The 20,793-nt window shown below is 54.1% G+C and carries 32 protein-coding genes and 1 pseudogene; 30 read left to right on the plus strand and 3 right to left on the minus strand.

Going from position 1 to position 20,793, the window contains the following annotated elements:
- The first annotated feature begins 93 nt into the window (after window positions 1–93).
- The 16 genes and pseudogenes from NQ519_RS10105 to recD2 all read left to right on the plus strand — a co-directional run bounded on the left by NQ519_RS10105 (window position 94) and on the right by recD2 (window position 7,875).
- Window positions 94–393 carry a helix-turn-helix domain-containing protein gene (locus NQ519_RS10105; RefSeq protein WP_019151269.1) on the plus strand — a complete coding sequence of 100 codons (300 nt, stop codon included), beginning with the start codon at window positions 94–96 and terminating at the stop codon, window positions 391–393.
- Between the two features lie 11 nt (window positions 394–404).
- Complete coding sequence (locus NQ519_RS10110; RefSeq protein WP_044118757.1) at window positions 405–734, plus strand: hypothetical protein; 330 nt, start codon at window positions 405–407, stop codon at window positions 732–734.
- A gap of 281 nt (window positions 735–1,015) precedes the next feature.
- The gene (locus NQ519_RS10115; protein WP_019151267.1) at window positions 1,016–1,216 is read left to right on the plus strand and encodes a hypothetical protein; all 201 of its coding nucleotides are present in this window, start codon (window positions 1,016–1,018) and stop codon (window positions 1,214–1,216) included.
- Complete coding sequence (locus NQ519_RS10120; protein WP_019151266.1) at window positions 1,213–1,866, plus strand: hypothetical protein; 654 nt, start codon at window positions 1,213–1,215, stop codon at window positions 1,864–1,866. Before NQ519_RS10115 ends, NQ519_RS10120 begins: the two co-directional genes overlap by 4 nt.
- A gap of 6 nt (window positions 1,867–1,872) precedes the next feature.
- Window positions 1,873–2,085: a hypothetical protein gene (locus NQ519_RS10125; RefSeq protein WP_014774803.1), complete on the plus strand. Its 213-nt coding sequence runs from the start codon at window positions 1,873–1,875 to the stop codon at window positions 2,083–2,085.
- 12 nt (window positions 2,086–2,097) lie between these two features.
- The gene (locus tag NQ519_RS10130) at window positions 2,098–2,397 is read left to right on the plus strand and encodes a hypothetical protein (RefSeq protein WP_015546439.1); all 300 of its coding nucleotides are present in this window, start codon (window positions 2,098–2,100) and stop codon (window positions 2,395–2,397) included.
- 48 nt (window positions 2,398–2,445) lie between these two features.
- Window positions 2,446–2,769: an LPD28 domain-containing protein gene (locus NQ519_RS10135; RefSeq protein ID WP_015546438.1), complete on the plus strand. Its 324-nt coding sequence runs from the start codon at window positions 2,446–2,448 to the stop codon at window positions 2,767–2,769.
- A gap of 5 nt (window positions 2,770–2,774) precedes the next feature.
- Entirely contained in the window at window positions 2,775–3,212 is a 438-nt protein-coding gene (locus NQ519_RS10140; RefSeq protein ID WP_015546437.1) for a hypothetical protein, read from the plus strand.
- A 12-nt stretch (window positions 3,213–3,224) separates the two neighbouring features.
- Complete coding sequence (locus NQ519_RS10145; protein WP_009597164.1) at window positions 3,225–3,440, plus strand: hypothetical protein; 216 nt, start codon at window positions 3,225–3,227, stop codon at window positions 3,438–3,440.
- A 17-nt stretch (window positions 3,441–3,457) separates the two neighbouring features.
- Window positions 3,458–3,880, plus strand: coding sequence for a hypothetical protein (locus tag NQ519_RS10150; RefSeq protein WP_019151264.1), 423 nt, complete (start codon window positions 3,458–3,460; stop codon window positions 3,878–3,880).
- A 40-nt stretch (window positions 3,881–3,920) separates the two neighbouring features.
- Window positions 3,921–4,229: a hypothetical protein gene (locus tag NQ519_RS10155; protein WP_019151263.1), complete on the plus strand. Its 309-nt coding sequence runs from the start codon at window positions 3,921–3,923 to the stop codon at window positions 4,227–4,229.
- Between the two features lie 13 nt (window positions 4,230–4,242).
- Window positions 4,243–4,578 (plus strand): hypothetical protein, encoded by a 336-nt coding sequence (locus NQ519_RS10160; RefSeq protein WP_227901133.1) that lies wholly within the window; start codon window positions 4,243–4,245, stop codon window positions 4,576–4,578.
- 4 nt (window positions 4,579–4,582) lie between these two features.
- Entirely contained in the window at window positions 4,583–4,873 is a 291-nt protein-coding gene (locus NQ519_RS10165; RefSeq protein ID WP_019151261.1) for a hypothetical protein, read from the plus strand.
- 132 nt (window positions 4,874–5,005) lie between these two features.
- Window positions 5,006–5,284, plus strand: a complete 279-nt coding sequence (locus tag NQ519_RS10170) for a hypothetical protein (RefSeq protein ID WP_147513220.1) — start codon at window positions 5,006–5,008, stop codon at window positions 5,282–5,284.
- A gap of 49 nt (window positions 5,285–5,333) precedes the next feature.
- A pseudogene (locus NQ519_RS10175) lies at window positions 5,334–5,618 on the plus strand (DUF4326 domain-containing protein); the annotation flags it as partial.
- An 88-nt stretch (window positions 5,619–5,706) separates the two neighbouring features.
- Window positions 5,707–7,875, plus strand: a complete 2,169-nt coding sequence (gene recD2 / locus NQ519_RS10180; protein WP_019151258.1) for an SF1B family DNA helicase RecD2 — start codon at window positions 5,707–5,709, stop codon at window positions 7,873–7,875.
- A gap of 107 nt (window positions 7,876–7,982) precedes the next feature.
- On the opposite strand, the gene NQ519_RS10185 is transcribed toward recD2, so the two are convergent.
- Window positions 7,983–8,159, minus strand: coding sequence for a histone H1 (locus tag NQ519_RS10185; protein WP_009597166.1), 177 nt, complete (start codon window positions 8,157–8,159; stop codon window positions 7,983–7,985).
- 191 nt (window positions 8,160–8,350) lie between these two features.
- Window positions 8,351–8,692 carry a hypothetical protein gene (locus NQ519_RS10190; protein ID WP_015545962.1) on the minus strand — a complete coding sequence of 114 codons (342 nt, stop codon included), beginning with the start codon at window positions 8,690–8,692 and terminating at the stop codon, window positions 8,351–8,353.
- A 1,070-nt stretch (window positions 8,693–9,762) separates the two neighbouring features.
- Between NQ519_RS10190 and NQ519_RS10195 the strand changes: the two genes are divergently transcribed.
- The 13 genes from NQ519_RS10195 (at window position 9,763) to NQ519_RS10255 (ending at window position 19,349) form a co-directional block, all read left to right on the plus strand.
- Window positions 9,763–10,107, plus strand: coding sequence for a hypothetical protein (locus NQ519_RS10195; RefSeq protein ID WP_147513219.1), 345 nt, complete (start codon window positions 9,763–9,765; stop codon window positions 10,105–10,107).
- Window positions 10,108–10,206: 99 nt separating this feature from the next.
- On the plus strand, window positions 10,207–12,234 hold the full coding sequence (locus NQ519_RS10200; protein WP_019151256.1) for a ParB/RepB/Spo0J family partition protein: 2,028 nt from the start codon (window positions 10,207–10,209) through the stop codon (window positions 12,232–12,234).
- A 71-nt stretch (window positions 12,235–12,305) separates the two neighbouring features.
- Entirely contained in the window at window positions 12,306–12,737 is a 432-nt protein-coding gene (locus tag NQ519_RS10205) for a hypothetical protein (protein ID WP_026076637.1), read from the plus strand.
- Between the two features lie 16 nt (window positions 12,738–12,753).
- Complete coding sequence (locus NQ519_RS10210; RefSeq protein WP_019151254.1) at window positions 12,754–13,743, plus strand: ArdC family protein; 990 nt, start codon at window positions 12,754–12,756, stop codon at window positions 13,741–13,743.
- A gap of 75 nt (window positions 13,744–13,818) precedes the next feature.
- Entirely contained in the window at window positions 13,819–14,649 is an 831-nt protein-coding gene (locus tag NQ519_RS10215; protein WP_026076636.1) for a DUF4121 family protein, read from the plus strand.
- Between the two features lie 17 nt (window positions 14,650–14,666).
- Window positions 14,667–15,713 (plus strand): hypothetical protein, encoded by a 1,047-nt coding sequence (locus NQ519_RS10220; protein WP_019151252.1) that lies wholly within the window; start codon window positions 14,667–14,669, stop codon window positions 15,711–15,713.
- 69 nt (window positions 15,714–15,782) lie between these two features.
- Complete coding sequence (locus tag NQ519_RS10225) at window positions 15,783–16,328, plus strand: hypothetical protein (RefSeq protein ID WP_019151251.1); 546 nt, start codon at window positions 15,783–15,785, stop codon at window positions 16,326–16,328.
- Complete coding sequence (locus NQ519_RS10230; protein ID WP_019151250.1) at window positions 16,325–16,885, plus strand: hypothetical protein; 561 nt, start codon at window positions 16,325–16,327, stop codon at window positions 16,883–16,885. The genes NQ519_RS10225 and NQ519_RS10230 overlap by 4 nt, the downstream gene beginning before the upstream one ends.
- Window positions 16,886–17,041: 156 nt before the next feature.
- Window positions 17,042–17,359 (plus strand): hypothetical protein, encoded by a 318-nt coding sequence (locus NQ519_RS10235; protein ID WP_019151249.1) that lies wholly within the window; start codon window positions 17,042–17,044, stop codon window positions 17,357–17,359.
- A 17-nt stretch (window positions 17,360–17,376) separates the two neighbouring features.
- The gene (locus tag NQ519_RS10240; RefSeq protein ID WP_083871088.1) at window positions 17,377–17,667 is read left to right on the plus strand and encodes a DUF4120 family protein; all 291 of its coding nucleotides are present in this window, start codon (window positions 17,377–17,379) and stop codon (window positions 17,665–17,667) included.
- Between the two features lie 246 nt (window positions 17,668–17,913).
- Window positions 17,914–18,240 (plus strand): DUF6922 domain-containing protein, encoded by a 327-nt coding sequence (locus tag NQ519_RS10245; protein ID WP_014774786.1) that lies wholly within the window; start codon window positions 17,914–17,916, stop codon window positions 18,238–18,240.
- On the plus strand, window positions 18,195–18,902 hold the full coding sequence (locus NQ519_RS10250; RefSeq protein ID WP_022333584.1) for a nucleotidyl transferase AbiEii/AbiGii toxin family protein: 708 nt from the start codon (window positions 18,195–18,197) through the stop codon (window positions 18,900–18,902). The genes NQ519_RS10245 and NQ519_RS10250 overlap by 46 nt, the downstream gene beginning before the upstream one ends.
- 168 nt (window positions 18,903–19,070) lie before the next feature.
- Window positions 19,071–19,349 (plus strand): HU family DNA-binding protein, encoded by a 279-nt coding sequence (locus tag NQ519_RS10255; protein ID WP_019151246.1) that lies wholly within the window; start codon window positions 19,071–19,073, stop codon window positions 19,347–19,349.
- 67 nt (window positions 19,350–19,416) lie between these two features.
- Here the strand turns inward: NQ519_RS10255 and fsa are convergent, their stop codons facing one another.
- Window positions 19,417–20,073 (minus strand): fructose-6-phosphate aldolase, encoded by a 657-nt coding sequence (gene fsa / locus NQ519_RS10260; protein WP_019151245.1) that lies wholly within the window; start codon window positions 20,071–20,073, stop codon window positions 19,417–19,419.
- 436 nt (window positions 20,074–20,509) lie between these two features.
- Here fsa and NQ519_RS10265 point away from each other — a divergent pair, with 436 nt between their 5' ends.
- Window positions 20,510–20,731, plus strand: a complete 222-nt coding sequence (locus NQ519_RS10265; RefSeq protein WP_019151244.1) for a DUF2795 domain-containing protein — start codon at window positions 20,510–20,512, stop codon at window positions 20,729–20,731.
- Window positions 20,732–20,793 lie beyond the last annotated feature (62 nt).

Raw genomic sequence — 20,793 nt, forward strand, 5'->3', positions numbered from 1 at the left:
AAAGTATATAAATATATTATGTATTTACATACTTGTATAAACTCATCATTCGGTCGTTGCATCTTTGCGGCGATAACCGACTGTAATCCGATAATGGAACGACTCGATGAGATTTTGGAAATCGTCCGTGAGATCCGCGAGGATATCGCCTATATGAAACGGCACCGGAATATGCTTTGCGGTACGCCGATCCTTGAAGTGAGCGAGGTCTGCGACCTGCTGAAGATCAGCGATCGTCAGTTGCGCCGCTACTGCGTCAGCGGTCAGCTCACCGGTTTCCACTTCGGGCGCCGTCTTATGTTCTCCGCTGCCGAGATAAACCGTTTTGTCGAGCGGATCGACACGGAGTGCCGACAGCGAAAAGAACTTAAAAACCGGATCAGGAACCTTTAATTCATAACCCTATGCCTGACAAGTATTATTTGGTGGAGTCCGGAGCCTTGGAGAAACTGCTCCGCACGCATTTTCTGCTGACACAATCCACACTGCTCTTCGAACACCTGTTGAGCCACAGCGACCGCCCGATGTTCCTCTCGGCCCGCAAGGTCTGCGAGGTGCTGGGTCTGGACCGTCACCAGCTCGAACAATGCCGTAAAAAGCGGATGATCCGCGCCCGTGCCGTCAACGGACAGATGATGTACGATACCTACGAGTTGCTTGCGCTTACTGAACTTTTCTACCGCCGGAAGCTGCGGAAGACCCTCTCCCGGATACCGCAGTTCACGGTGCGCTAACCGAAAGGGACTGACTGCATCCGCAGCAGTCTCTTTTTGTTTTGAGACAGCACGAATAATAATTAAAAATCCCTTTGTGAACGCCGGCCTCGGGGCAAGATAGCGCCGGACACGTTCCGGCGTCAAATTTTTGCGGCACGATCTCCACCCTTCGGGTCGTATCGCCCCTCAAAAATTTGCCTTGTCCGTGCCGTCGCTGATAATCCCGCCCCGAAGCCGGCTTCTCACTTTTCATAGCGAGTATTCGCCGGCCGTATGTCAAACCAAAATCCATTTCGAATATGAAGAATCAGAAATTCGAGATTGCGGTAGCGGGTTACGACTACCGCTTCAAGACCTACGCCCGGGACGGCGTGGAGGCATCGGTAAAGGTGAAATGCTTCCTCGGAAAGCCCGATGCCGAGTGTACGATCCTTATTCCGACGTTGAATGACTACCTGCGGGAAACGGAATCCTGCCGTAGGCAGGTCGCTCAGCGATGAGAAAGTGGATCGATCAGTCGACCTTCGACGAGCTGCTGCTCGCCAATGCCGAGGATAACGTAGAGCGGGCTATTCAAAGCGCATCGGCCGTATTGGAAACAGTGCAGGAGTTCGTTCCGGAGGCAGCCTTGTTCTACCGTGTTACACATGCCGAGGACAGCCTGAAAAACTATTTCGAGGAGGCGTGCACCGGTTTCCGAAGAAACGGCATCCTGTTTCTCGTCCGCCAATATTTCTATCCAAAACCCTATTACGACCTTCGATTCGATTGGTCGTTCCTCCGGTATGCGGACAACTACTCCTACGGCAAGGCTTTCGACAAACAAACCGCGCCGAACCGTATCGGAGTTTTCACCCGGAAGAAGATCGACGATTGGGTGGAGTACCTCACGCAGGGTTACCGAAGCCTCGAACGGATCAATGCGGAGAACGAGCGAAAAGTGACCGGATACCGCAATCGATTGGAAGCAATACCTGATGTGGTTTGGGAATATTACAAAAATCGCGGTCATATCACACGGCACGGTCTGACCTATACTTTCGAGATACGGCAGACGGATTACAGCGAAAAGATCTCTTTGGACTATCGGTGCCGCACGCTCGACGATTTCCTTGCACTCTCCGACAATAAATTCACACCTAAACCTTAAACGACTATGGAACGAAACATTATTATCGAAAATATCTGCACTGCGTGCCGCTGCGGCGAACGTCGCGCCGAGGAATATTTGGCCGCGGAACTTCGCAACCTGCGGGAACTGCGGGATGCCGGGGCTCTGTGCTACGGCGATCTTGAAACGGCCTGTTCTGGGCTGGGACTGGACTTCGATTATACGGACTATTTCTGTCAGGCCTTGTCACTGAACTAACTCCGATTTACGATGAACAATCTTTGTTTCAACCGTTTCACACTGCGGACGGACGATGCGAAAACCCGCCGTAAAATCCTTCGCTGGCTGGCGCTCAATTACCGCTTGTACGAATACCTCCCCTCGGAGGCAGAGATCCGCGGACGGTTCATCTCGCGCAAACCCTTTCCCGCCGAAGCGCTCCGGCGCCAGATCGGGAAACTGCGCGGCGACAGGACTCTGTTCCTGCGGATTGTCTCTACGGACTTATACTCGCTCTATGTGGAAGGTAATGTCTATCTGCTCGGGGCGTGGTACCGAATCTTTCTTTAATAACCTGCCGCCTGCTCCGCAACGAGCGGGCGGCGTCATTTCCATATCATGGCATACGAATCATCCATTCCTTTCGCGGATATCAGGGATTTCCGCGAGGCCGAGATCAACGGCATCTCTGCTCTTTTCACTATGTGTCGCCTCGATTCCGAAACCCTTCCCGCCGATTTTCATTCGTGCGAGGTCATGGGCGGTCGGGGCAGCGATTTCCAGTGGCTCGTTCCGCTGGCTTTGGCAAACTTCACCGGAACGTTCGTCTCCCGGCAGCCCCTGCTCCGGGAAGGACAGGCGTACGCTGAAATACGCCGGTACGGCATCTATGACGCGACGACAGTCGACGAATGGTCTGAAAACAACAACGATAACTCTTAAACACTATGCGACGAAAATTCAAACTGAAGGTCAGCTATACCTTCAACGGCTGTTTTACCCTGCGTGCGGCTTCCGGCAAGGAGGCCGCACGTCTTGTTTCCGAACAATGCGGAACGGTTCTGAGTGCGATTCAAACGACTCTCGGCGAAGAATCCGAGGTAGACTGGCATTTCGACAAACATCCCCGGCTTGCAATCCGGGAAGTAATCGCTCTTCCGGAAACCCTTGACGGGGAGAAGCTGCCGCGCGTGCAGGTCTTTCACCCCGGGCAGCGTGTCTTCCGGAGCGATCCCGACTATGAAATGTCCGGTTGTTGTGTCGTCTGTTCGGGTAATGACGATAAGGAGACACCCTCCGACAAGGATCTTATCCTGATCTGCTGCTCAGACTCGGAAACTGAAGTCTATCCATGCGAACTACGTCCCATATCCGATAATCATTAAAGACACCTTCAAATGAACATGCAGGAATCCGATTTCCGGAGTGCGCTGGAAATCATCACCCGAAACAACAGAATCACTGTGTCGTTCAACACACCGATCGCCGACAACTACTCCCAAGTCTATCCGCTTCTTATCCATGAGAGCAACGCTTCGGTACTGAAACAGCTCCATGAGGCGGGCTTCTCGATGAGCATGACGAAAAAAGGACTGGAAGTGTCGAAGTATTAACCTCAAATAATCGCGCAATGAAACGCTATGAATTTTATCGGAATCAAAAAATTACTGTCATAGATTGCCGGTATTTCAGTTTTGAAGCCGAGAATCTCGAAACGGCAGTCCAGAAGATCAAGGATCTATGTGCTGACGGTCAACTCGATGAACTGTCAAATGATCCGACCTATCAGGAAGATGCTGCTTATCAGATTCCCGGAACGGAATATCCACTGGATATAGAAAACAATAATGGAGATCCTACGGTTATGATTTACTCGGCCGCAGACGGAAACTGCATCACGGACAACCTTCCGAAGAGAAGTATCAAATGCTTGTCGATGCCTGCGAGGCGTGGTGGAACAGACAATTCGCAGAGGAGCAAATCCGAATCCGGAAAGAGTCTGCCCAATGAATACCCGGAACAAACCCGATCTGCATTGCGGACCCCGACCTGATGTCCGCAGAAATACAATAACTCAAACCAAGAACATTTTAATGAACGAAACCATGAATTTACACGAATATTACCGTAACCATAAGGACGCGATCAACTCGTCGATTATGGAAATTGCCTGCGATCTGGCCGTCGGACAACTGCTGAATGCGCACGATGCACCTTTCGAAACATTTGTCGAAGCCGATGACCCTGACGATCCCGACAGCGGAACCCATTACAAGGAGGAGTTTCAAAAGGAATACGACAAATATTACGACGAGGAGTATGCCCGTGTATCAAAGCTGATGCGCTTCGACTATTGCCAAGAGGATGGAGTCGCGGCTTCGCCTGAAGATACGAACACTTAAACCATAACTTATTATGATCGATATTCCTTTGTCCCTGCGCGTTCCACCGCAGGGATGCTATAACCGCGGTATTTATACCTGTTATGAATGTGGTTTCGAACCGCCGCACTATAACGTAGTGCCCTGTATGCTGGGCCTTGCCGAGACCTCTGCCGGTACGATGGTCGTCTGGGAATGTCCCCGATGCGGTCAGAAATGGATGTTTCATTATCGGGCCCAAAATTCCCGTGAGGCTCACGATTACGCTGCCCAACTTCTCGCTTACCGCAATGGCGATCCCGATTGGCGTATGACGCTGAATCCCGACTGGATTGCGGCGCAGCGGCAGAAGAGTAACCCTAAAACCTGATCCAATGAAAATCTTTGAAAGAATCACAAAACGCTATGCGCTTCAGAATTACTATCTGCGGCGCAATTTCTACTGGCCGGATACGCTGCCGGAGATTCTCGATTATTGGCAGCAGCACAATGACCTGCCATTCCTCTACGGCGGCGATAACTGGCCCTATGACGTAATGTGCGAAAGGCAGCGCCGCAAGGGCGTCTATGCATCGCAATACCTGATCCCCGACCGTACGGCGCGCCAGATGGCGGCACTGGCCGTGCGATATTTCGACAATGACAGCCGTATCGTGGACGCCTGATGCGGCACGGGGCAACTTACGCGCGCCCTGCTCCTCGAGGGCGTGCATCCGTCGGCGCTCCTCGGCTTCGATGCCGATGCGGAGCTGGTTGATCTATACGAACGCCTCTACCCCGAAACTGCTGCGCTGCGGATGCAATTTCATGAGATCGACTTCCGCTGCGAGAACGTCATTGCCAATCCGCCGTTCGAGATTGTGGAGTGTGTCTACTTCCTGCAATGGCTCTCCCGCACGCAACGCTCGGGCGATCGTGCCGTGCTGCTTCTGCCGTACGGCTTTATCGACAAGCAGCGTCCCAAAGCCGTACAGGAGACGATGCGGCACTTTATCATCCACCACCGGACACCCATGCAGGAGCCGTTCGCACGCACTGCCTGCCGTGCGGAGATCGTCGTAGTGGAACGGGCGTAGTGCATTCCGACACGGGGAGAACCCCGCGTCAATGTTAAAATTTTATGTCATGAAACGAACTGAAGTGGTAAACATTCGTTATGCAGCATGCGATGTTTACATCGGCCGTGCCGGCCGTGGTGAAGACGGTTATTTCAGGAATCCTTTTCGGCTGCTGCCAGGCATGAGCCGCGGTGCTGCTTTGGACCGCTACCGCAGTTATTTTTACGGACGCCTGCGTACCGATCCTGAGTTTCGTCAGCGTATCCATGCTTTGAAAGGCAAACGCTTGGGATGCTTCTGTAAGCCTTATCCATGTCATAGGGATATTATCAAAGAATATCTCAATACCTTGGACGATGAATAAAGGTCGTATGCCCGGCGGCATTGCTATTCCGGGATTTTTTCCGTAATTTTACTGGGTATTCAGTATCGTCCGTTTTATGAACGAACACCCGGCAACTCTTCTGCGCTGTGTCGTGGAACGTATCACCTATCAGAATCCCGAGAACGGATACTCGGTGCTGAAGGTCAAGGTGAAGGGCTATAACGACCTTGTCACGCTCGTGGGTAACCTGCTGGAGGTTCCCGTGGGCAGCGTCCTTCTGTGCCGCGGCGAATGGAAGGTGGACAAACGCTACGGCAGCCAGTTCGTCGCCGCGACATGGGAGGAGACGATGCCCGCCACGGTGTACGGGATCGAAAAATACCTCGGCAGCGGATTGGTCAAGGGCATCGGCCCCCGGTTCGCCCGGGCTATCGTCCAGCGATTCGGAACGGAGACCATCGACATCATCGAGACGGAGATCGAACGGCTTTACGAAGTTCCGAACATCGGACGTAAGCGTGTAGCGAAGATCCGCGAGAGTTGGGAGAAGCAGAAAGACATCAAAAATGTCATGCTTTTTCTGCAGGGCTACGGCGTGAGCACGGCCTATGCGGCCAAAATCTACCGGGAATACGGCAAGGAGAGTATTGACAAGGTGCGGGAGAATCCCTACCGCCTTGCCGACGATATCTGGGGCATCGGCTTCAAGACCGCCGACGGCATCGCCGCAAAGATGGGCTATGGGAAGGAAGATCCGCGACGGTGCCGGAGCGGTATCCTCTATACGCTGGGACAACTCTCGGACGAAGGACATGTCTACGCCGGGGAGGAACAGCTGGTAAAGACTGCGGGGCAGCTTCTTGAAGCGGGCGAAACGGCTATCCGTGATACCCTCGCCGGGATGCTTCAGGCCGAAGACCTTATTCTCGACAAGGACGCCATTTACCTTCCTCCGTTCTACCATGCCGAGTGCGGCACGTCGCGTCGCCTGAGAGATTTGGCCCAGAGTACGGGCCGTTCGTTGTTCGACGGGCTTTTCGATCCGTCGTCCCTCACCGCGGAAACCGGCATCGAATACGACGAGGTTCAGCTTGCGGCTATCCGGCAGGCCGTCACGTCCAAAGTCATGGTGTTGACCGGCGGCCCCGGTACGGGTAAGACGACTACGACGCAGGGAATTATCGCGGCCTTGAAAAAAGCCGGCCTGCGCGTGCTGCTGGCGGCACCGACGGGACGTGCTGCCAAGCGTATGAGCGAGGCGACGGGCATGGAGGCCAAGACCATCCACCGGCTGTTGGAGTACAACCCGCAGGACGGCTACAAGCGCAACGACGAGAACCCGCTGGAAGGCGACGCGCTGATCGTGGACGAGTGTTCTATGATCGACATCCTTTTGATGAACAACCTGCTGAAAGCCGTTCCCGTGGGGATGCGGCTGGTGTTCGTCGGCGACATCGACCAGCTGCCGAGCGTCGGGGCGGGAAACGTCCTGCGCGACATCATCGACTCGCAGCGTATCCCCGTCGTGCGGCTCGTGCGCATCTTCCGGCAGGCGCAGAAGAGCCGTATCGTGATGAACGCCCACACCATCAACCAGGGACGCTTCCCCGATACGAGCAACGGCCGCGACACCGACTTTTTCTTCATGCGGGAGGACGACCCCGAACGGGCCGCCGAAACCATCGTCCGGCTGGTGAAGGAGCGCCTGCCCCGCGCCTACCGGGAAAGTCCGGACCGTATTCAAGTACTTACGCCGATGCAGCGGGGCATCGTGGGCGCTGCGAACCTGAACCTGCTGTTGCAGCAGGCACTGAATCCTTCGGGCCCGAGCCTCAATCGCGGCGGCTATACCTATCGTCAGGGCGATCGTGTGATGCAGCAGCGCAACAACTACGACAAGGATGTGTTCAACGGCGATCTGGGTTATATCCGGGAGGTGGATACGGAGGAGAGGACGTTGAAAGTCGATTTCGACGGCAAATGGGTCGAGTACGATGTCACGGAGCTCGACGAACTGACGCTGGCCTACGCCACGACGATCCATAAGGCCCAAGGGTCGGAATACCCGATCGTGGTCATGCCGGTACTGATGACCCACTTCGTGATGCTCCAGCGCAACCTGATCTATACGGGTATTACGCGCGCCAAAAAGATCTGCGTGCTGATCGGCGCAATGAAAGCCTTGGCCTATGCCGTCCACAATATGTCCGTGCTGAAACGCAATACGAGCCTTCGGGAGCGGTTGAATCCCTCCCTGACGACCGACGGGAAACTCCGGGGCTGAATCTTCGACAGGGCTGCCGTCATTTCCTCCGCCGGTAAGGCCGAAACCGCCGGGATAAAAAAGGGTGTCCTTCGAAAGAACACCCTGCGTCATGCGATGAAAACGAGCTATTTGGCAGCTGCCGCAAGCGACGTTTTCCGGAATTCCTTGAGTTTCTTCTCAAGCTCCAGCGACACCTTACGGGCGCGCAGTCCCGCAGCTTTGTTGTTTTTTCCCGCCTGAAGCTCTGCGTCGGTCTTGAATGCCGCATACAGCTCGTCGATAGTCTTTACCAGTTCATTCATGGTCGTATGGAATTTAGTAGTTTAACACGATCCAAAAATAGATATTTTTTCACAAAAACAGCTTTGTGATGCTATTTTTTTCGGCCGGTTCCCTCGGGGCACGGCATTCCATTCCCGAAAGAATTTTTCTGCGAGGCTCCTTCGGGTTCTGCATGCCGGGTTCATATGCGGTATATGTCCGTGCTGCCGGCTTACAACTCCAGATTCCACTGCCGTCTGTGCTCCAAGAACGCTTCCCGGGTTCTGTCGTCGAATTCCGAGAGATCCTTCTCCGTAAGGATTCCGTTATAGAAAAGGCTGAATACCGTCAAAGCATAGCGGGAGCCGTTCAGACCGTCATACTGACGACTTATATCTTTGTCGAATGTCTGTATGCTCTTATATATTTCCAAATATTTCTCATGGCAGGACTGCGCTTTTTCATCCTGCAGGAGTCGTTTGAGTTTCGCCAGAAAGGTACAGCATTCACGCTCCAAGGCCCGGCTTATGAGTGTTCGGGCAATTTTCTTTTGGCTTTTATCCAATTCTACCATACAGCTTACGGAGATTATGTTTTTCAGGACTCCAAAATAATTATTTTCGGTCTATTAAAATATACAAACCGAATATCGGCCCGCGGGAAAAATTGCTAAAACGGGCGGCGATATAAGAAACGCAAATTCTCGAGGATGAACCGCCGGAAGCTGAAAAACCGGGGCACGGCTTGCTGCTTTCGAAAAGAATCCGTATTTTTATCCTGTGCAAAATACCGCAAGCACAATTTTGTCAGCTCCGGATACTGTTGGGAAACGGTGTCCGGAGTGTTTATACCGTCATATGGGAATACCGAAAACTCCCTCCAAAGACACTTTTCATCTACCCGTACAGGCCGTTGTGTGAGATCACGACAGCTCTCTTCAAAACATAAAAAATTCCGTCGTGAACAACGGAACGCGTCAGCATATCGGTACATCGTAAATCTCCATCTTTAGGATTCTCCGAAAGAACAGAGCCGTCCGGAGCGATATTTATCGTATATGCATCGGGGCGACACGTATAAAAAACGAATTTCGAGCGCGAGACAGCCGGGCATTTTATTCCCCCGAAAACAGGACATACAACTTTCCCGTTTTCCGGACATTCCATGTTTTTACCCGGCCTTTGCGAGTCTTCTTGCCATATGGCTAAATAATGAGCCGGTGCAGGCGATAGACGTAATAGTCTACGGCATGTAGGCCGGCCACGAAACCTTTTCCGTGTACCCTTGCTGCGAGTCCTGCGACGCCCGAAATCCCGTATGTGACGCAACACATTGATAAAACCGTGGCACGCAAGCGCCCATGGGCTCCGTGCCGGAACATGGATACGGTCGAGCGTGTCTTTTTGGCCTCCGGCAAGCCACTGGTGAAACTTAAATCGGAATAGATATATTCACATTGCCATTGCCTGGCAAGTAAATTCTCCTCCCCACGGTTTAGGAATGTTTCATCCATGAATTTCCGAGAGGTGCCCGGCATATTCTCCGACTCCTTGCAGAGCAGGCAGGCCATGAAAACCGTTAGCAGTATGAATACCGATTTACGCATTCCGATAAACTGAATCTATTACAAAATTAACTGTTCGTATGGAACAGGCAAATTTTCCGGAGATATATACCGGAAACGGAGATGAATCCGACCGAATGCAGGATATTGCCGGATGCTTCGATCCGATTATACCCAGAAATGACGGGTTTCAATATGACATCGAAGCTGCTGCTTCCGATGTTTGTCACGGCAAAGATAAATGGAAATTACCTATCCTGCCGGTTGCCCCGGGAAAGATAATCCCGGGCCGGTCGGCCGTGCCTCCCTCTCCGGCTCCGGGACGGAAAAATCATCCTCGCCGGGGCTGCGGTATTTTTCCGCCCCTGCGCCTTCGCCGCGGGCTTATGAATCTTCCCGAGGCAACCGACCCGTTCGGGATATAAAGCCTCATAACATATTATTCATTGCCTGTGCGATCCATGACAAATAAAGGTTGTACAGGCACAAACACGTGAGACACACGGTAAAAACTGTTACATGTTATGCAGACTACGAAAGTGAGTTCGAAATCGAAAAAGAACGGCAAGTCCGCAGTTTTGATGCCGGTCGTTCCCGACTCTGTAGTGCCGCAGGCGCAAGATACGGAATCCGCCGAACCGCAGACAACGGCTGCGGACACCGTTCCCGTCGAACAACCGACAGCCCATCCCGAGACGGATGTCCGGCTGCTGGATCTGAACAAGATCGTCAATTCGACCTACAATCCCCGCAAAAACTTCCGCGAGGATACGCTGCTGGAACTTGCCGAGAGCATCAAACAGTCAGGCGTTCTTCAGCCTATCTGCGTGCGTCCGAAGGACGAGGGCTTCGAAATCGTCTACGGCGAGCGCCGCTATTGGGCGGCCGCGATGGCGGGCCTGAAATTCATCCCGGCCCTTATCCGGGAGTTGTCGGACGCCGAGGCCGAGGATGCCGCCATCACGGAGAACCTGCAGCGTGAGGACGTGCGTCCGCGTGAGGAGGCCGCCGCCTACAAGCGGGCCTTGCAGTCGGGACGGCATACGATCGAGAGCCTCGTGGGCAAGTTCGGCAAGTCGGAAGCCTATATCCGCTCGCGTCTGAAGTTATGCGAGCTGATCGACGCGTTGGCCGAAATGCTTGACAAGGAGGATATTTCGGTGGGTGTCGCTACGGAGATCGCCAAATATCCTGCCGACATCCAGCAGGAGGTCTACGACGAACATTTCGCCGAGGGGTGTTACAACTCGTGGAAGACGGCGCGGATCAAGGATATCGCCCGGCGGCTCTACGAGCGTTACATGACCAAGCTGGAAAGTTATAACTTCGATAAGACGGAGTGCCTTTCCTGCCAGCACAACACGGCCAATCAGGTGCTGTTCAAGGACGAATGTTCGGGCGGCTGCGCGGGCTGCCAGAACCGTGAGTGCATGCTCCGCAAGAACAACGAGTTTTTGGTACAGAAGGCCGTGAAACTCCTCAAGGACGATCCGCGTACGACGCTGGCTACGGACGGCGAAACGCCTGCCGCAGTGCTCGAAGCGCTCGAACAGGAGGGTTATCACGTCGAAGAACTGGAATACGATGCCGGTTACTACGACAAAGCTCCGCAAATGCCCGACGTTCCGCAGGCCGAAAATTACGTGTCGGAAGAGGAGTTCTCCGAGGCTCAGGTGGAGTACGAAGCCGAAATGGCGGCATTCGCCGAAGAGACGCAGCAGTTGGAGTTCGACATCTCGGAAGGGCGCGTGCGCAAATATGCCGTCATCGGCAACCTCGATATCGAACTTCGCTACGAGGAAATCGAGGACGAGGAGCGGGAAGTGACGGTAAACGAGGGACAGGACGATGAGCATAAGGTCTTCGTTACCGTCGTCCCGCCATCGCCGCTGGAAGGGCTGATGCAGCAGGATCGCCGCAACCGGGAAATCTGCTACGAGCATATCACGACCGATATGAAGCGGGTCTTCCTCGATGTGAAGGTTACGAACAAGCCCTTGCAGAAAGAGGAGCAGCAGATGTTCTACTACGCCGTGATGCAGCGCGTAATGAGCGACTCGAAACTCCGTCAGTGCGGTTTCCGACCCAAGGACGGCTCTTACCTGACCGACCGGGAGCAGTTTGCCGCGGCGGGACGCATTACGGTCAAGCAGCAGGCTGCGTTGGTTCGCGCGTTTCTGGTGGACTACTTCCGATCGGCAGCTCCGGAGTATGGATGTACGGACGAAACGCTCCTGACGGGAATGATGTGCCGCTTTGCGGATCTGAACTTCTCGGAGCAGAGCCAGAAGGTGCAGCAGGAGTATCTGAAAGTCTACGAGCGTCGCAAAGCCCGTCTTCAGGAACAGATCGACGCTTTGCAGGCAAAAGCCGAGGCCGAGGAGATGGCGGTTTCGATGCAGGAGGCACCGGATGCCGAACCGGAGATGCCCGAGCTGCTGCCGGACGAGACGCCCGCTATAGAACCCACCCCGGAGCCGCTGATTATTCCTATGGACCCGGATATCGAACCCGATATCCGGATGCCTGAGGAGATGAAAACGGCGGCATAGTAACAACATGAACTAAATGTCCAAACCGACGGAGCAGGTTATGCCTGCTCCGTCTTTGCATTACTACTGTTATGAATAAGATTTCAGAGATTCCGGAACAGACACCTATTGCAGAAAAACCGACAGTAGAGATGCCCGCCGATCCGTGGCGCTGCGGGGCGTGCGGTTCGCTGCGGGTATCCTGCCAAGTCTGGGTGGACAGCAACACGTACGAAGTACAGTCTATGGCGGAAGACAAAGATGACTTATGGTGCGACGACTGTGCAGAACACACCCGTCAGGTACGCGAGAGCGAATTGATGTCCGATACGGTCGAGCCGTGGTGGAAGGACGGAACGACAGAAGAAGACCGGGAAATTATCACCGGACTGAATCCGGAAAATTTCAGCCCGAAGGATGATCGCAAGGCTTTCCGCGATGCCTGCGACATGTGGTGGAACGGCAGGACGAACGGCGAGAAGATCCGTCTCTGGCGGCAAGCTACCGCTCCGGAGGAAGAATAACTTAAAGAGAAGAGCCATGAATAAGAATCTGATTGAAAAGATCGCTCCGCAGCTGACGGAGCTGATGATAAAGAAAATGGAAACGCTTACCGAAGCGTGGCGCAAGCCGTGGATCGCCGACCTTGCGCACGGTCTTCCGCGCAACCTGCGCGGCACGCCCTACCGGGGCGGGAATATCCTGATGCTGCTGTTCCTCTCGGAGATCGCAGGCTACAGTACGCCGCTTTTTATGACGTTCAAGCAGGCCAAGGAGGAGGGTCTGAACATCCTCAAAGGCTCCGGTTCGTTCCCGGTCTTCTTCTGGAAACTGTATATCCGCCATAAGGAGACCCGCAAGAAGATTGAGTTGGCGGACTATTACCGCCTGCCGCAGGAGCAGCGGCGGCAATACGACGTGCTGCCCGTGATGCGCTACTACCCGGTCTTCAACATCGACCAGACGGATATGTCGGAACGGCAGCCGGAGCGCTACGCTTCGCTTACGACACCGGCCGAACAGAAAGACTACTCGGACGGCCTGACATGCGAACCCCTCGACCGGATGCTGGCGGAGCAGTCGTGGCTCTGTCCCATCCTGCTCAGATCCGGCAACAGGGCGTCCTATTCGCCGACGCTCGACCGGATCGTCTGCCCCGAAAAACGGCAGTTTCCGGAGAGTGCGGCCTTTTGGACCACGCTTCTTCACGAGGTCACGCACAGTACGGGGCATGCGGAGCGTCTGAACCGTCCTTTTGGCGCTTGCTACAGAGATGCCGACTACATCCGCGAAGAGTTGGTCGCCGAACTTACGGCGGCTTTGTGCGGTGCGATGCTGGGCTTCGCTACGACGCCTCGTGAGGAGAGCGCCGCCTATATCAAGGACTGGCTGGCGGAGTTCCATAAAGAGCCGACCTACCTGTTCGACATCCTCACGGATGTGAACCGTGCCGCGCGGATGATCTCCGAACGGCTGGCTGTAGAGCAGGAGCCGGCACCCCCGGGAGCGATTCCGGCCGAAGCCGCCTGATCCAAAAACCGAATATAAACGATTGTTCAACCTGTGCCGCGGCCGAAAGACTGCGGCGCTTTCATTATCAGCAATATGCAACAACCCAAAACCGAAGATCGGTACAGCCGCGAAACGCTGCTGCCGATGAATACGCTTTACGACCATGAACACCACCTGACACAAGAGGACGTGGACATGGCCAATAAGCTGGTGCGGCATATCGAACATACCCGTAATCCGCGTGTCCCGCAGGTCGGCGACCGGGTGCGTTATACCACGCGCCACGGCGACTTCCACGGCAATGCCTTGATCGAGGCTGTTCGTGACGACGGAATGCGTTTGATCTGCCTGTGCCCATACGTTCCCTTCGTGTGGATGACAGCCGGCGGCATCGGCTGTGCGGTCAGCGGAGGGCCTTTTACAGCCGTGATGCCGCAAGAGCTGAAGCCTTCCGGTGCTGTGCCGGGGGATTTCTGTGCTTGGGGCCATTGCGGCGCCTGCGGCAACGGAGTCGTCCGATTCTGCGCCGGGGTGCCGCTGTGGGAATACCGGGAGCCGGAGTTGCTCTATGGTGATTTTTCCACTGAGAAATGGCGTAAGATCAGCCTTTACAAGGATACGGAGTGCCGAAGCGGCGATCTGTACCGGGGCGAGTGCATCTCGTTCGACTCGGAGGAGGAGTTCCGACGGTTTCTCTCCGATTACGAAGGAACCGTATTCGCGGCTCCCGACCCGAAATCCGTCATCGTCTGGTGCTATCGGGACGAGCAGAGCGCCGTATTGCAGCAGGAGTGGGATGCGCTCGATGCTCCCGTTACAGAGCGTCGCCTCTATAATACGCCCCAACCCGTGAAACTCGTCAAGGATCACGGGCGGCATACCACGGTCTGCTATTTCGTCAGACCGGAATTTTCTTATAAATAACTGAATTCTCTATGACTATGAAAAACAAAGAAACACTCGAAAAACTGCGCACTTATCAGATCGGTGTGATTCGCTCGGTTATTGCAAGCCGGCAAGGGCGCTTGGGAACCTATTCGGCCGATGCGGCAGACCGCGAGAGGCTGGCAGATACGGGCGGCCTCGCCGACGAGGAGTATTACGAGTCGCCCCTTACAATCAAACACGACGGCCTTTACCGCAATGTAATTTCCCTCGAATTTTGTGAGGACGGGCTGACGCCCGTCTGCCTGATGGACGGATGGGACGGGGATGATTTCCCGCTTCCGCTTGAAAATCTATCCTGCGATACCCTGCAAATCATCGTCGAATGGCTGGAGGAATACGATTTCATTCCGTCCGCGGGGGCTGCGCCGCAGACGACAAACGATCTTACGGAAGATTTCGTGGAGCGCTGCCTGCCGGAATACCATATGCGTTACGACGTTTTCCGGCTGGGCGAGTTGCAGAACTTCCTCGACGGACATGAATCCCCGGAATTCGGGCTGGACCGCGACGAAGCCGCCGCGGAGCGCGACCGTCTGCAGCTCCGGATCTATGCCGAGGCCATCACCGCCTTTATGAAAAGGCAGCCCGCAGCGCTTCCAGACAATGTGTCCCTGCGCGACTATGCCGAGGCGCTGGTCGATATCGCCTATGAAGCCGGGCGCAGAAAATTCCGGCTCTCGGACAACTCCCGCGATACGGCCGCGACGCTCATTGCCTGGGGTGACGAGTTCTCCCGACGGCACGAGGGTACGGACTGGGCGGAGAAGGAATACTTCGACGAGATTTACCGATTCACCGACGAGAAACTGCGAAGCGTTCCGAGCAAGGACAATCCGAATGCGGAATTCGACATTGCCTCTCTGAACCGTGCAGCACTCGAAAGACACGGATATGACGTTGCGACGATTACGGACAGCGATCTGCAGGAGTTGGCCGGACGGATGGGCGATTATTATTGCGACAGCAAGTTCAGCGAAGATCTGCGTACGGCCTGCGGCGATTTCGGATTGAAGCTCCGGGACACGACCAATTCGAAATAACACGACACTTCACGTATTGTCAAATCAGGCCGCAGCCCTAAAGCTGCGGTCTTTTAATTGTATATCATTATGAGCTATCAGATTATAACACGTATCACCATTACCCCCGACCTGCGGGTGATGGTGCGCATGGCGGCGAACGACATCCGCCCGCTCGACTTCCGTTACGACGAGGTCGTATCCCTGACAGAAACGCTGCGTACGAAAGGCCGTCCGACGCTCGAACTGGAACTGCTGTCGCTTTTTTTCAAGGGCCTTTGGCAGGGCCGAACCCGCTATGATCGGGCTGTCGGTTACACGCTGCTGACCGACGGCATCGACAAATACGAGGCGTGGGAACGCTGCCGCGGGGACAAGGAGTACGAACGTGGCCTGCTGCTGCGCATGCGGGACTTCCTGCACTACCGTCCCGTTCCGTGCCGCTGCCATCTCGAATATCAAAGAAGCCCTGTGCGGCGTATTTATGTCGGATACATCTCTTTTTCGCGGCAGAGGCGCCGCATCTTTCCGAGCGTCCTCGACGCGCAGGCTGCACTGGTCGCAAAGGGCTGGAATCCCGGAGAGTTCCAAACCGTAGAAGAAGATACCAAAAATCTTAAATCTCAGAAACAATGAAAACCTATCGCATCAACAAATATGCCGAGCGGCTCGCTCAAGGGACGGGCTTCGCTCCCGAATTGATCTATAACATCTCGCTTGTCCGGTTTCAGGGCCGTAACGGCCGCTGTATCGCGGCATGGACGCCGGGAATGAAGCGCCCCCGGTATGTTTACAAGGCCCACACCCCGGAAGAATACGACAAAGCTATGGAGCGTATCCGGCAGGAGGCAGAGCGCTTCCGCCGCCATGACGAAGCCGTAGCGCGGTCGAGTGAGGAGTTTCGACGTTCGCTGCGCGTCGGCGACATCCTCTACTCGTCGTGGGGCTGGGAGCAGACCAATATCGACTTCTATCAGGTCGTGGCGATCCGCGGCAGCGCGGTAGACCTGCGGCAGCTCGACCAGCGAACTACCGAAGACGGCTATATGTGCGGAACGACCGTCCCGCTGCCCGATGTTTTCAAGGGCAAGACCCATACGCACCGTCTGTCGAAAAATTATATCCGCATCGACTCATACCGTACTGCGTGGAAATGGGACGGGCAGCCCCTGCGGTGCAGTTGGTATGCATAATATAATGCTATTGAGAATATCATTACGCGCTACCGCCTGCATAAAACGCAGTGCGACAAGCGCCGCAAGGAGATCGATCGGGAGATTGAACATCTGAAGCAAGAACGGGAGCGGTTGAATGATCCGCATTGGACGGAAGGGCTGCTCCGTCCGGTCATGGCGGAGATCGTCCGCCTGACTCCTGAGATCGACTGGGAGAATAACGACGAGTTTTATCCGATAGACCTGCGTGGTGCTATCACGGTTTTCGGCAGAACAAAGCGGGGAAGACCTGTCTGCATCACCTTTACCGAGTCCGGACACGATTTGCAGTTCGATTCGGGGCAGATACACAACTCTTTCTCATTGAAAGTGCTGAAGGATATTGGCGGAACGAACAACATTATGGAATCTGTCGGCGACGGAGAACCGCTGCTGCATTATATCCGGCAGCGGATGCTCTTTCTGGAACAACACCCCGAAATAGGGAAATAAACTAAAATTCAAGCTATATGAAAATCATGTGTCAGGAGCACTACGATAAGGTAGTGCAATACGCCAAAAGCATCGGTGACAGCACGCTTCGGGAATGTTTGGAGCGACTCGAACGCCTTGAGCAAAATCCCCATCATCCGTGCCAGATCGAACTTTACAGGGACTTTGCGCCCTATTCGTTCCTTTTCAAAGAGCGCTATCCCGATGGCCGTCTGGGCGTTGTCGGCGGACTGGTCTATCACGGCCGTCCGGATCAATCGCATTGTTTCATCGACGGGCCGTTTCACGGCTGGGCGACCCACACCTGAAAAACCGGTTATTTATGCGTATGAAAATCTTGCGGTATGCCGCAGACAGGGACAATCGGTTCGGAGATGTCCGTACCACCGTATCCGACCTTCGTCGGGGAGTGTATATCCGATTTGTCCCATGTTTGCTGCGGCGAATGACGAGCGATAAGACACAACTCTTGAAGGCGTATGCCGGACAAAGCACGGAAATTGCATATCATCAGGATAATTCGTATATTTGTAAAGCGAAACGAACTCCGGCCCATGACCATATTCGATGACTATATCCGAAATAAAGGCTGCTGCAAGGTCTCAAAGACATTACTTTGGGACTATGACTTGACGCAGTTCGACTGGCAGCGTTCGCGTAAGGTCGTCGTGCAGCGCATCATAGAACGGGGATGGCTCCGGGACTACTTCGCGGCGTTCGACCTCTACGGAGGCATCGAAGGCTTCCGGGAAATTATCAAAGAGGTTCCGACACTCTCGGCGCAGGATATGAATTTCGTATGTACGGCTTTCGGCCTTAAAAAAGAGGAATTGAGATGTTACACACGCAGACAGTTGCGCCGCAGACACTTGGGTTGTTGAAACAGTTGGAGGCCGAGCCCCGGCTTGCGGCGTTCAATCTGGCCGGAGGTACGGCTTTGGCCTTATATCTGGGGCATCGTGTGAGTGTCGATCTGGATCTGTTCACTCCGGAGTCGTTCGACGCCGGGGAACTCGAAGCGTTTCTTTCGCAGCGATACGGATTCCAAACGGCCTTCAGGCGCCCCGACACGCTGAAAGGCATGATCGACGGCGTTAAGATCGACTGCATAGCTCACAAATATGCATATCTCCGGCAGCCCTATGCGGAATCCGGAATCCGTTTATACAGCATCGAGGATATCGTCGCCATGAAGCTGTCTGCGATAGCCGACGACGGTTCGCGGCTCAAAGATTTCGTGGATATCGCCTGTCTGTCCACCCGCATCCCGTTTTATGAGATGCTCAAATGCTACGAACGAAAATTTCCGCAGGCAAATGTCATCCGCCCGTTCAAGGCACTCACATATTTCGATGACATCGATTTCGGTGAGGATATCGTCATGCTGAATTTCGAATACGACTGGAAACAGATCGCCCGACGACTGAAAGAGATGACAGTCCGCCAAGAGCATATTTTTTCGCAGTGGCCGTTAAAAGAACAGAAACTTCCCGTAGCGGAGGACAAGGATACGACCTCTATGAAACGGGGCCGGAAGAGATGAATCCGTATCCAAGTTAAAAATGTCCGAACCCGGATTTTACTTTCTAATTATCATTATGTGCCGTCCTGCGGCAATACAATAAACCTGTTGGTATAATCGTTGGACTGCCGATGAGTTTTTTTAAGCTCAAAAGTTTGTTTACCTTTATCGGATAAAAACTTACAAAACATGACCAAAGCAGATATCATAAAGCAGATCGCCCGGGAAACGGGCGTCGAGGCCGCGACCGTTTTAGCTGTCGTGGAAGGTTTTATGGAAGAGGTGCGTGCCGCCCAGATCCGCAAGGAGAACGTTTTCCTGCGCGGCTTCGGAACCTTCCTGATTAAACGCCGCAAGGAGAAAAAGGGTCGTAATATCACAAAGAATACGACGATCGTAATTCCGGCGCACGATATTCCTGCATTTAAGCCTTCTCCCGCCTTCCAGCGGCTTTTGGGAAAGAAATGATTGCCACAACGCCCCGATTCGAACATCCGAATCGGGGCGTTGTCGTTTTACCGCGGCCGGTAACCCGTCAGGCATTCAGACGTGCGTGGTCTGCGAGGAACTTTTCCAGCCCGCTGTCCGTCAGCGGATGTCTGAGCAGCCCTTCGATTGCTGCAAGGGGACATGTCGCCACATCGGCCCCCGCATCGAGGCACTGGATAATATGCTGCGTATGACGGATCGAAGCGGCCAGCACCTGCGTTTTGTAACCATAGGTGCGGTAGACCTTCACGATGTGGGCTACCAATGCCACGCCGTCTTCGGAGATGTCGTCGAGACGTCCCACGAACGGAGATACGTAGGTCGCTCCGGCCTTTGCCGCCAGCAGCGCCTGCCCCACGGAGAATACCAGCGTGCAGTTCGTCCGGATATCCTTGGCGGCAAAATATTTCACGGCCCGTATTCCTGCGGCCGTGCAGGGCAGTTTCACGACAATGCGGGGATGCAGCGCCGCCAGCGCTTCGCCTTCGCGCACCATCCCTTCGAAGTCTGTGGCTATGACCTCGGCGCTCACGTCCCCTTCGACGATGTTACAGATTTCAACGTAATGACGGTTGCAGTTCTCCGTACCCCGGATGTTCTCTTTGGCCATCAGAGAAGGGTTGGTCGTCACGCCGTCCAGAACGCCCAGTTCGTGCGCCTTGCGGATCTGCTCCAAATTGGCTGTGTCGATGAAGAATTTCATGATTCGATAGGTTTTAGATTTCCATAAAGATACGAAAATTCCATATAGGTTATACCGGATAATATCCGATTTTACATTGCGGAAATTCTTTACGACGCTGTCGGTGTCCGGAAACAGTCCGTCGGCGGCTTTACGGCGGCATGCTGTCTTCCCGGATACCTCGGGCGGCGACATATCTCCGGTTCGGATTCACGAACCTTTGCGGAGATCGGAATTCTCGTTGCGGTTTTCGGTTCTTCTCCCCGGGATACCGCATCGTTCTGTACGTCGGGCGCTTCCATAAAAATCGGATATTAGAATCTTCGAACATCCGGAATGTACGCCGTGGGGATCGTTTCGTTTGCGGGCATCGTTTTTTTGCTTTACCTTTGCATCCTAACAGGAAAAAACCGTGTTCTTTCCGGAAAATTCAGAGAGTTAAAACTTTTACCGAATCATGTATTGGACACTCGAACTGGCCTCGTGGCTCGAAGATGCCCCTTGGCCCGCAACCAAAGACGAACTGATCGACTACGCCAATCGCTCGGGACTTCCCGAGGCGGTTCTGGAGAACTTGCAGGAGATAGAAGACGAAGGCGAGATCTACGAATCCATCGAAGACATCTGGCCTGACTATCCTTCGAAAGACGACTTTTTCTTCAATGAGGAAGAATATTAACAGCCTTTATTTAGGTTAGATAGCTGAATATCAGAGCGATGAACAATGAGAATTTGTTTGTC

The organism is Alistipes senegalensis JC50 (assembly GCF_025145645.1).
GTDB lineage: Bacteria > Bacteroidota > Bacteroidia > Bacteroidales > Rikenellaceae > Alistipes > Alistipes senegalensis.